Origin of the sequence: Kitasatospora sp. MY 5-36 (assembly GCF_001182915.1) — a bacterium.
Classification (GTDB): Bacteria; Actinomycetota; Actinomycetes; order Streptomycetales; family Streptomycetaceae; genus Kitasatospora.
This window is the reverse complement of the sequence record NZ_LFVW01000462.1, coordinates 1-9447: the sequence shown is the minus strand read 5'-3', so window position 1 is coordinate 9447 and position 9447 is coordinate 1. Positions and strand designations below refer to the sequence as shown.

Here is a 9447-nt window from a genome sequence, read left to right as displayed (position 1 = left end):
AGGCCGAGCGGCGCCCGCTCGCCCAGCGCAAGGGGCTGCTCGCCGGGATCGGCGCCGCCCTGGTCGCGCTCACCATCGGCGTCGCGTACGCGGTGACGCCCTCCGCCGAACCGCCGGCCAAGCAGGCGCAGCCGCTGCCGACGAGCACCCTGGCGCCCGCCCCGGTGGACCCGCCCACCCTGGCGACACCCGTTCCGACCACGGCGGCGCCGACCAGCGAGGCACCGAGCCCGACGCCCACCGCCACCCGCAAGCCGAGCCCGACGAAGACGGTCACCCCGCCGCCGACGGCCGCACCGACCACCGAGGCCCCGGCCGCTCCCCCCGCCCCGGCCCCCACGCCGACCGTTCCCCCGGCCCCCTCCCCGACCCCGACGCCCACCACCGCCCCGACCCCGCGCGTGCTGCAGTCCGGGATGAGCGGGCCCGACGTGACCGCCCTCCAGCAGAAACTCGCCGTCGTCGTCTGCTGGGCGAGCGTGCCGGTGACCGGGGTGTACGACGACACCACCGTGAACACCGTCGGCTACGTCCAGTGGATGTGGGCCGTCAAGGGGGACAAGCGGGGCGTCTTCGGCCCCAACACCCGTGCCGCCCTGGACGCCCACAACAGCTGCTGAGGCCGACGGGCGACACGCGGCGGACGGCGGACGACGGACGGATCAGCCGGTGATCGCCCCGAAGATGCTGATGCCCGCCAGCACCACCATGATCGCCGCCGCCACCCGGATGATCAGCTTCATCGGCACGTACTTGAGCAGCTTCTGGCCGCCCACGATGGCGATCCCGCCGACCGCGCACAGCGCCAGCCAGGAGCCGAGGCCGACGGCCAGCGGGTCGGCGTACTTGGCGGCCAGGTTGGCGGTCATGATCTGGGTCAGATCGCCGAACTCGGCGATCGCGACCACCACGAAGCTGGCCCCGGCCACCTTCCAGAAGCTGTTCGAGGACGGCTCCTTGGCCGCGTGCTCGTCCTCGTCCTCGCCGCCGTGGAACAGCAGCATCGCCGCGCCGACCAGGAACAGCAGGCCGGTGACGCCCTCCACCCAGCGGTGCGGCAGCAGCGAGAGCAGGTGCCCGGCGGCGAGCGCGAGGCCCACCTGGAGGGCGAAGGCGGCGGCGATGCCCGCGAAGACATAGCTCGCGCGGTACTTGGTGCCGAGCACCAGGCTGGCCAGCGCGGTCTTGTCCGGCAGTTCGGCCAGGAAGATGATGCCGAAGGTCAACGCGGCAACGGTGAGACTCATCAGGGGTTTTCCTCGGTCGGAGGCTGCCCGGCCGCCGCGGCTCCGTCAGGGGACGCTTCGGCCCGACAGCACTGGTCATGGTCACAGCACTGCGGCCGAAGGTCTCGCCGGCACCGTTCATCGAGCGGTGCCCCGGGCGCCGGGCCCCTGGGGGCCAGTATGTCGACGGTCCGGTGGAGGGCTACTCCCCTTCAACGGCCCCAAGCGTACCCGACGGCGTCAACCGACCCCTCTCGGAAGACCGACGAGGGCCACGACGACCCACGGTGACCTACGACGGGCCGACGGGCACAGCCCCGCCTACCGGCCGCCCCCGTCCGGCTCGACCGCGACCAGCCCGCGCCCGACCAGTTCCAGCACCACCACGATCGCCACCGATTCCACCGCCAGCAACCCGATCAGCACGAACAGCTGCACCGCCCCCGCCTGGACCGGCGAGGACCCGCCCAGCAGCATCCCGACGAACGCCCCGGGCAGGGTCACCAGGCCGACCGTCCGGGTCTGGTCCAGCGCCGGGACGAGCGAGGTCGCCGCCGCCGTCCGGCAGATCTCCAGCCGGGCGTCGCGCTCCTCGAAGCCGAGCGCCAGCGCGGCCTCCACCTCGCCGCGCCGCAGCCGCAGCTCGTCCAGGGCCCGCCGCCCGGCCAGCGAGGTCGCGCTGAGCGCGCCGCCGATCAGGATGCCCGCGACCGGGATGACGGACAGGCCCTCGGCCGGCAGCAGTCCGACGCCCAGCAGCAGGGCGAGCACCGGCAGCACCCCGGCACCGATCGGGGCGGCCGCCCAGACCCAGCCCGGGCCCGGGGTCATCCGCCGGCCGGCGGTGCGCACCGCGACCGAGAACATCACCAGCACGAACAGCGCCGACCACCAGAGCGAACCGACCACCCAGCTGATCACCGCGGCGACGGCCGCCAGCTGCACCACCGCGCGCAGCCCGGCCCGCAGGACGGCGTGCCCGTGGCCGAGCAGGCCCCGCCCGGCCACCGCGACGGCGGCCAGCAGCAGCACCGCGGTGACCACCCCGAGCACCGGGGTGACCGGCAGCAGCTGGCCGCCCGACGCCGCCAGCGGCACCGGCACCGGCATCAGATCCAGCTGGTGAACCACATCCGGTCCTGCCAGGACGACATCGGGATCACCTCCGCCGTGTACAGCGGGTAGAAGAAGGCGAAGCAGCCGACGATCGCGAGCACGACCGCCCCGGCCCCGATCGCCCCGATCCGGCGGCGCTCGGGGCTGCACCCGGCCGGGCCGAGGATCGCCCCGAGCATCTGGGCGACGGCCAGGCAGAGGAACGGCACCAGCACGACCATGTAGAAGGAGAAGATCGTCCGCTCCTGGTAGCGGAACCAGGGCAGGTAGACGGCGGCGACCGCGCACAGCACCGCGCCCGAGCGCCAGTCCCGCCGGAAGAACCAGCGCCACAGCAGGTAGACCAGCGCGAAGCAGGCCGCCCACCACAGGAACGGCGTGCCGAGGCCCAGGATCTGCGCCGCGCAGCCGCCCGAGGAGGTGCAGCCGTGCTGCCCGTACGGGATCTGCTCCCAGTACATCGAGACCGGGCGCCCGTCGACCAGCCAGGCGAAGGGGTTGGACTGGTAGGTGTGCGGGGTGCTCAGGCCGGTGTTGAAGTCGTACATCTGCGCGTGGTAGTGCCACAGGCTGCGCAGCGGCGCGGGCACCCAGCCCATCGGGACCTGCGGCAGCGGGATGCCGAGGACGCTGTCCGGGGAGAGCCCGGCGCGCCCGTCGGCCCAGTGCCGGTCGTAGCCGCCCCCGCCGTTGGCGCCGCCGCCTCCGGTGGCCAGCCAGCCGCTCCAGGCGCCGACGTACACCACCACGGCGGAGCCGACCATGGCGAGGAAGGCGGGGACGGCGTCCAGGCGCAGCATGGAGCGCCAGGGGCGGCGGGCGCCGGCCCCGCGGCGGCCGGACTGGTCCCACAGGACGGTCAGGATGCCGAAGGCGGCGAGGATCGGGGCGCCGTTCCACTTGACCGCGCAGGCGGCGCCGACGAACACCCCGGCGGCGATCCGCCAGGGGCGCCAGCCGAGCCGGACGGCGTCGGCGTCGGCATCGGCCACCCCGGCGAGCCTGGCGCGGACGTGGTCGCGGTCGACCAGCAGGCTGCCGAAGGACGCGAGCACGAAGAACATCTGGATGCCGTCGAGCAGGCCGACCCGGCTCATCACCAGCTGGAGGCCGTCCACCGCCATCAGCAGCGCGGCGGTGCAGCCGACCAGGGTGGAGCCGAAGAGACGGCGGCCGATCCGGGCGAGCATCAGCACGGCGAGGGTGCCGAGCAGGGCAGTCATGAACCGCCAGCCGAAGGGGTTGAGCCCGAACAACTGCTCGCCGGTCGCCATCACCCACTTGCCGAGCGGCGGGTGCGCGACGAACTCGGGCGCGGAGCCCAGCGCGATCGACTGCGGGACGGAGAGGATGTCGGCGTTGGCGTGGTCCGGCCAGGTGCCCTCGTAGCCCTGCTGGAGCAGCGACCAGGCGTCCTTGGGGTAGTACGTCTCGTCGAAGACGAAGGCGTTGGGGTGGCCGAGGTTCCAGAACCGCAGCAGGCCGGCGAAGAGCGCGACGGCGATCGGTCCGAGCCAGCCGGAGCGGTCGGCCGCCCAGCGGACCAGGCCCCCGCGCGGGGCCGGGGCCGGGGCGGCGGAGGTCGGGGCCGCCGGTGGGTGCGTGAGCGCCGCTTGCGTCATAGCCTCGCCGATTTCGCCTGTCTGCTCTGCCCGGGGCCTGGCTCCGCCCGGGTCGCGCCGCGCCCGCCGGGGCCGGGCGGTCAACAGCCACTGACACTATGTGGCGGTGCCCGCGAAGCCAAGCGCGACGGGCGCCGACCAGGTGACCTGGTCGGCGCCCGTGACGAACACCCGTGCGGGCCGTTCCGCTACGCGGCGGTCTGCAGTTCCCGGACCGGGACGGCGTGGACCACGGCCGGGGCCGCGTTGTCCTGCTCCGGCGTGAGGTACGGGCGCAGCCGCAGCGCCAGGACGACGATCAGCACCGTGGAGCCCGCCATGGCCGCCAGGTAGAGCGGCCAGGCGCCGGAGCCGACCAGCAGCACGCCGACGGCGGGGCCGACCGCGATCGCGATCTGCTTCACCAGGGAGTACCCGGCGTTGTAGGTGCCGAGCAGCCGGGCCGGGGCGAGGTCCGCGACGATCGGGCCCATGGTGGGCGCGAGCAGCGACTCGCCGACGCCGAAGAGGGCGTAGATCGAGACGATGGCGACCGTGGCGGCCATGGTCTCCGTCCGGATCAGGCCGGCCACCAGGGCCATCGCCCAGGCGCCGAGCCAGACCACGCCGGCCGCGGCCATCGCGGTGGTGCGGCGGCGGCGCGCGGTGATCCGCACCATGAACATCTGCAGCACCACGATGGTCAGCGCGTTGGCGCCGATCGCGAAGCCCAGGGTGGAGGGCGCGGTGCCGACGGTGGAGGTGGCGAAGGCCGCGACACCGGACTCGAACTGGCCGTAGCAGGTGAAGAAGATCAGCCCGGCGAGCAGGCAGAGCCGCAGCATCGCCTTGTCGGCGACCAGCGCGCGCAGGCCGGTCGGGCCGTCGGCCTTCTCGTGGACGGCGGTCAGCTGGACCTTGGATATCCGGGCGGTGCCGGTGACCAGGGCGAGGCCGAGGAACGTCGCCGCCTCGATGGTGAACAGCCGGGTGAGGCTGGCCGGGTCGGACACGTTCACGATCTGCCCGCCGACCAGCGCACCGATGCCCATGCCCAGGTTGACCAGGGTGAACTGGAGCGCGAAGGCACGCGAGCGGGTGGCGGCCGTGGAGCAGCGGACGATCATCGTGGCGAGCGCCGGCTGGCAGGTGGTGACACCCGCGCCGAACAGGAAGGCGGAGACCAGCAGGGCCGGGGTGCCGGTGGCGTGGCCGAAGGCGAACGCGCCGGTGGCGGCGAGCGCCGTACCGGCCAGCAGCACCGGGCGGGGGCCGTACTTGTCGATGCCGCGGCCGATGAACGGGAGGACGGCGAGGGCCGCCAGCGCGAAGAGGGTGAACACCATCCAGGCGACCATCGACCCCAGCCCGCGCACCTGGTCCACGTACACGAACATGTACGGCATCGTGAACCCGCTGCCGAACGCACTGAGTGCGTTGCCGATCTGGACGCGGCGCAGCGGGCCGCCCGCTCCACGCCGCTGCCTCTGCTGCTTCACCGTGCCGGTCACCGTGCACATCCCTTCCTGGTTTCAACTGGATACTCTTAAGTCCAGAAGATTTCAGAGCTAAAGTTTGACGAGATAAAGTCTTAGCACCGGAAGAGTGCGGAGTCAAAGGCTTAAGGGGTGCACGCTCGTGCGACACTGGTCCGCATGACTACGGACAAGCCGCGGCCGGCCACTGACAAGCCCGCCCCGGCCACCCCCCTGGAGTTCGGCATCGCCGAGCAAGTGGCCCTCTACCAGCGGGAGTTCCCCACGGTCGACCCCCAGGTGGAGACCATCGTGCAGACCCTCAACCGGGTCTCCCGGCGGATGGGCGTGGCGTACGACCGCCAGCTGACTGTGCTCGGAATCACCTCCGCCGAGTGGGAGGTGCTCAAGGCCCTGGTGGTCGCCGGCAGCCCGTACCAGCTGGGGCCGGGCGAGCTGGCCAAGCGGCTCGGGCTCACCCCGGCGGCGATGACGCACCGGATCGACCGGATGGTCGCCGACGGCCTGGTCACCCGGGAGCGGGACGAGAACAACCGGGTGCGGGTGATCATCGAGCTGACCGAGACCGGCCGGGACAAGTGGCTGGAGTCGATGCGGATGGCGGCGGTGTTCGAGGAGGAGCTGCTCCAGGACGTCGCGGGCGAGGACCGCGCCGCACTCTCCGCGATGCTGGGCCGGATGCTGCGGCGGATCGAGGAGAGCCGGCCGGACGCCCCCGGCCGCACCCCCGGCCAGGCGTAGCCCGGCACTGGGAACACAAAGGAGCCCGGGGCCGGGAACGCGGAGGATCCCGGCCCGCCGGATAGTCGTTAGCTTCCAACCCTTCTATATGACAATCTGCCTGGCTCTGGAATGATCCTGATGCTCCGTTACCGATTGGGCTCCACCATGCAGATCAAGCGCACCTCCGCCCTGCTCGCCGCCGTCGTCGCGGCCGGACTGGGGCTCACCGCCTGCAACGGCGACGGTTCGTCCACCGCCGCCCCGAGCACCGCCGCGAGCACCCCCGCGGCGGCCGCTCCGACGACCCCGGCCGCCGCATCCTCCGCCCCGGTGTCCGCGCCCTCCGCCCCGGCGACCGGTGCCCCGGCCGCCACTCCGTCCGCTCCGGCGGCGGGCGGGACCGCACCCGCCACCGCGGTCCAGAACGGCAAGACCAGGCCCGCCGACCTTCCCGCCGACATCCCGCTCCCCACCGGGAAGATCACCACGGTCAACGGCGCTACCGGCGGCTACCTCATCACCTGCGAGGCCGCCGACGGCGACCTCGCCGCGTACCAGGCGGCGCTCAAGGCCGCCGGCTTCGAGGTGTCCCCGGTGGGCGACGGTTCGGTCCTCGCCGAGAAGGGCGAGAGCAACCTGCTGATCACCAGCTCGTCGACCACGATCACGGTCACCTACGCCAAGATCTGAGCGGCCCGACACAGCGGGCGGCCCCGGACGAGGTCCTTCCTCGTCCGGGGCCGCCCGCGTGCGGTGCGAGGGTCCGTCAGGCCCCTCGGTCAGTCGGTGGTGCGGGTCTCAGCAGGGGCCGTTGTCGGTCCAGACGCCCCACTGGCCGCTCTGGCTCGGGTCGTCGCCCTTGGTCCACCACTTGTTGGTGTAGTAGTGGCCCTTCCACGAGACCTTGGTGCCGCCGGCCGCGTAGGTGGTGTTCGCGTCCCAGCTCGGGGCGGCCGGGCAGGAGGCCGGCGTGGTCGGGGTGCCGGTCGGGGTCCCGGTCGGCGTGCCCGTGGGGGTCCCGGTCGGGGTGCCGGTCGGCGTGCCGGTGGGGGTGCCGGTGGAGGTCGGGGTCGGCGTGCCGGTCGGCGGGGCCGGGCAGGCGGACGCGGAGCCGTTGGTGGCGCTCACCATCTTGTCGAACAGGGCGGTCTTGGTGCCCAGGTCGTACAGCGAGAAGGCGAAGGCGCCGCCGAGGCCGTTGCAGTGCGCGTAGTCGAGCTTGGCCTGGATCGACTTGGCGTCCTCACCGCTCCAGAAGGTGTTGCCGTCGTAGAAGTACGTGGCCTGGGCCGCGTCGTCCCAGAAGGTCTTGGACGGGTTGTCGACGAAGCCCGCGAGCTCCTTGAACATCTGGATGCCGGGGACGTTGCCGGACATCGCCGCGCCGGCCGCCGGCTGGGTGGCGGGCTGGTACAGGCCGTGCTTGCCGTTGTCCTTCACGCCGGTCCAGCCGCGGTAGTAGAACGGCACACCCATGTTGATCTTGTTGGCGGGGAAGCCGCCGGGGATGCCGTACTCCTTGTCGCCGACCGTCCACGCCTTGATGGCGTTGTCGATGGAGTACTTGCCGTTGCCCGGCTTGGCCGGGGTCGACGGGTCGTCCGGGGTCGAGTAGAGCGCGGCCTGGTGGTTGGTCGGCCCCTGGGCGTCCCAGCCGCCGTGCATGTCGTAGGTCATGACGTCGAGGAAGGTCAGGTACTGACCGATCTTGTCGGTCTCGACGTTCATGATCTTGTCCTGGCCGGCGCCGACCGCCGCCGCCAGGGCGTAGGTCTTCTTGTCGGCCGCGCCCTGCGCGTCCAGCTGGGTGCGGAACTCCTTCAGCAGCGCGGTGAAGTTCTGCTTGTCCGCCGGGCTGGAGATGTTGCCGGTGTGGCCGCCGCCGCCCGGGTACTCCCAGTCGATGTCGATGCCGTCGAAGACGCCGGCCGCCGAGCCCGGGCCGCCGAAGCCGGCGTCGGCGGGCAGGTTGCCCTTGATGAACATGTCGATGCAGGACGACACCAGGTGCTTGCGCGAGGCGTCCGTGGCGGAGGCCGGCGAGAAGTACTTGGAGTAGGTCCAACCGCCCAGCGAGAGCAGGACCTTGAGGTTCGGGTTCTTCGCCTTCAGCTTCTTCAGCTGGTTGAAGTTGCCCGCGATCGGCTGGTTCCAGACGTCGCCGACGCCGTCGACCGAGATGTCCGCGCCGAAGCTCTTCTGGTAGTCGGCGAACGCGTCGGCGGCGCCGTCACCCGCGTTGGGGTTGTTGTCGTTCGTGTCCGCGGCCTTGGTGGCCTCGAAACACCCCAGGTCGGTCGGGTGGATGTTGGCGAAGTCGTAGATCAGGTAGTCCAGCTTCCCGGCGACGCCGGTGTCCTGGATCGTCTTGGGGTAGTACGCGTTCGCGTAGACCGACCACTGGTCGTAGTAGGCGACCTTGATGCCGCCGCTGGTGGCGGGCGCGCCGGTGGAGTTGGTGGTCGCGGCGTTGGCCGCGGCGCCGCCGGTCAGCGCGAGACCGGCGCCGAGCAGCAGGGAGGCGGTGGTGCCGGCCGCGATGGCGGCCAGGCTCTTGGGACGGCGTCGGCGGCCGCCCTGCGGAGCCGGGGTCCCGGCCCTTTCAATGCGTGAGCGCAGCATGGGTGCGTGACTCCTGGTTGTGGGGGTACCCGCCGTCCCGGGGGCGCGCGTCCGGGGTGGGGCCGGACGACCGGGACATGACAGGCATGGGTGGGGAATCGAGCGGATCAGACCATGACGGACTACCGGGATGTGCCGAACCGGCGCCGGCAGCACGAGGCCGCCGGCGCCGGTTCAGGGGCTCCCTGCACCTGGGCAATAAAAATGGACTAGACCAACTCGCCCGTCAAGGGGTGCTGTTGGGCCTTGAGCCCCGCTTAAGGTTCCGCACCCGCGCTGAGCTGGGCGGCCGGGTCCAGACTCAATAGCGGACGGCGTTGGCCACCTCGGCCTTGACCGTGCCGGACAGGTCCCGGTTGGCGTGCCCGGTGGCCTGGGCGCTCTGCCCGGCGGCCACGTCCTGGACGGTCACCGCGGTCGCGTCCAGCACCTTGCCGGACTCGTCGGTGAAGTCCAGCTGGATCACGTACCGGTACGACTGCTGCCCGTGGTTGGTGACGGTCAGCGACACCTGCGGCTTGCCGTCCGAACCGGTGCTCACCGCCCCGACCGCGACGTCCCCCTTGGCGTCCAGCCCGCCCTTGATCCCGGCGACGGCCGAGGAGGCCGCCGACACCGCCGCCGAGGCCTGCGCCTCCGCCGAGGCGATCGCCGCACCCGCCC

8 protein-coding genes and 1 pseudogene are annotated in these 9447 nt (G+C 72.3%); 3 read left to right on the top strand and 6 right to left on the bottom strand.

Going from position 1 to position 9447, the window contains the following annotated elements:
* Window positions 1–620: pseudogene (locus tag AE652_RS45370) on the top strand (hypothetical protein); the annotation flags it as partial.
* 42 nt (window positions 621–662) lie between these two features.
* Here AE652_RS45370 and AE652_RS26950 read toward each other — a convergent pair.
* The 4 genes from AE652_RS26950 to AE652_RS26935 form a co-directional block, all read right to left on the bottom strand.
* Window positions 663–1250, bottom strand: a complete 588-nt coding sequence (locus tag AE652_RS26950; RefSeq protein ID WP_049656026.1) for a TMEM165/GDT1 family protein — start codon at window positions 1248–1250, stop codon at window positions 663–665.
* Window positions 1251–1547: 297 nt separating this feature from the next.
* Window positions 1548–2336, bottom strand: a complete 789-nt coding sequence (locus tag AE652_RS26945) for an ABC transporter permease (RefSeq protein WP_049656025.1) — start codon at window positions 2334–2336, stop codon at window positions 1548–1550.
* A complete protein-coding gene (locus AE652_RS26940) occupies window positions 2336–3964 on the bottom strand; it encodes a dolichyl-phosphate-mannose--protein mannosyltransferase (RefSeq protein ID WP_082345989.1) in 1629 nt (542 codons plus the stop codon). Before AE652_RS26940 ends, AE652_RS26945 begins: the two co-directional genes overlap by 1 nt.
* A 188-nt stretch (window positions 3965–4152) precedes the next feature.
* The gene (locus AE652_RS26935; protein ID WP_234348552.1) at window positions 4153–5454 is read right to left on the bottom strand and encodes an MFS transporter; all 1302 of its coding nucleotides are present in this window, start codon (window positions 5452–5454) and stop codon (window positions 4153–4155) included.
* A gap of 144 nt (window positions 5455–5598) precedes the next feature.
* Here AE652_RS26935 and AE652_RS26930 point away from each other — a divergent pair, with 144 nt between their 5' ends.
* Together AE652_RS26930 and AE652_RS26925 are read left to right on the top strand one after the other, a co-directional pair.
* Complete coding sequence (locus tag AE652_RS26930) at window positions 5599–6180, top strand: MarR family winged helix-turn-helix transcriptional regulator (RefSeq protein ID WP_049656022.1); 582 nt, start codon at window positions 5599–5601, stop codon at window positions 6178–6180.
* A 120-nt stretch (window positions 6181–6300) separates the two neighbouring features.
* On the top strand, window positions 6301–6852 hold the full coding sequence (locus tag AE652_RS26925) for a hypothetical protein (protein WP_159028569.1): 552 nt from the start codon (window positions 6301–6303) through the stop codon (window positions 6850–6852).
* A 108-nt stretch (window positions 6853–6960) separates the two neighbouring features.
* Here AE652_RS26925 and AE652_RS26920 read toward each other — a convergent pair whose 3' ends face one another.
* Window positions 6961–8784, bottom strand: coding sequence for a glycosyl hydrolase family 18 protein (locus tag AE652_RS26920; RefSeq protein WP_082345988.1), 1824 nt, complete (start codon window positions 8782–8784; stop codon window positions 6961–6963).
* Between the two features lie 301 nt (window positions 8785–9085).
* Window positions 9086–9447, bottom strand: a 362-nt coding sequence (locus AE652_RS26915) for an FxLYD domain-containing protein (RefSeq protein ID WP_049656018.1), incomplete at its 5' end; no start/stop codon positions are given.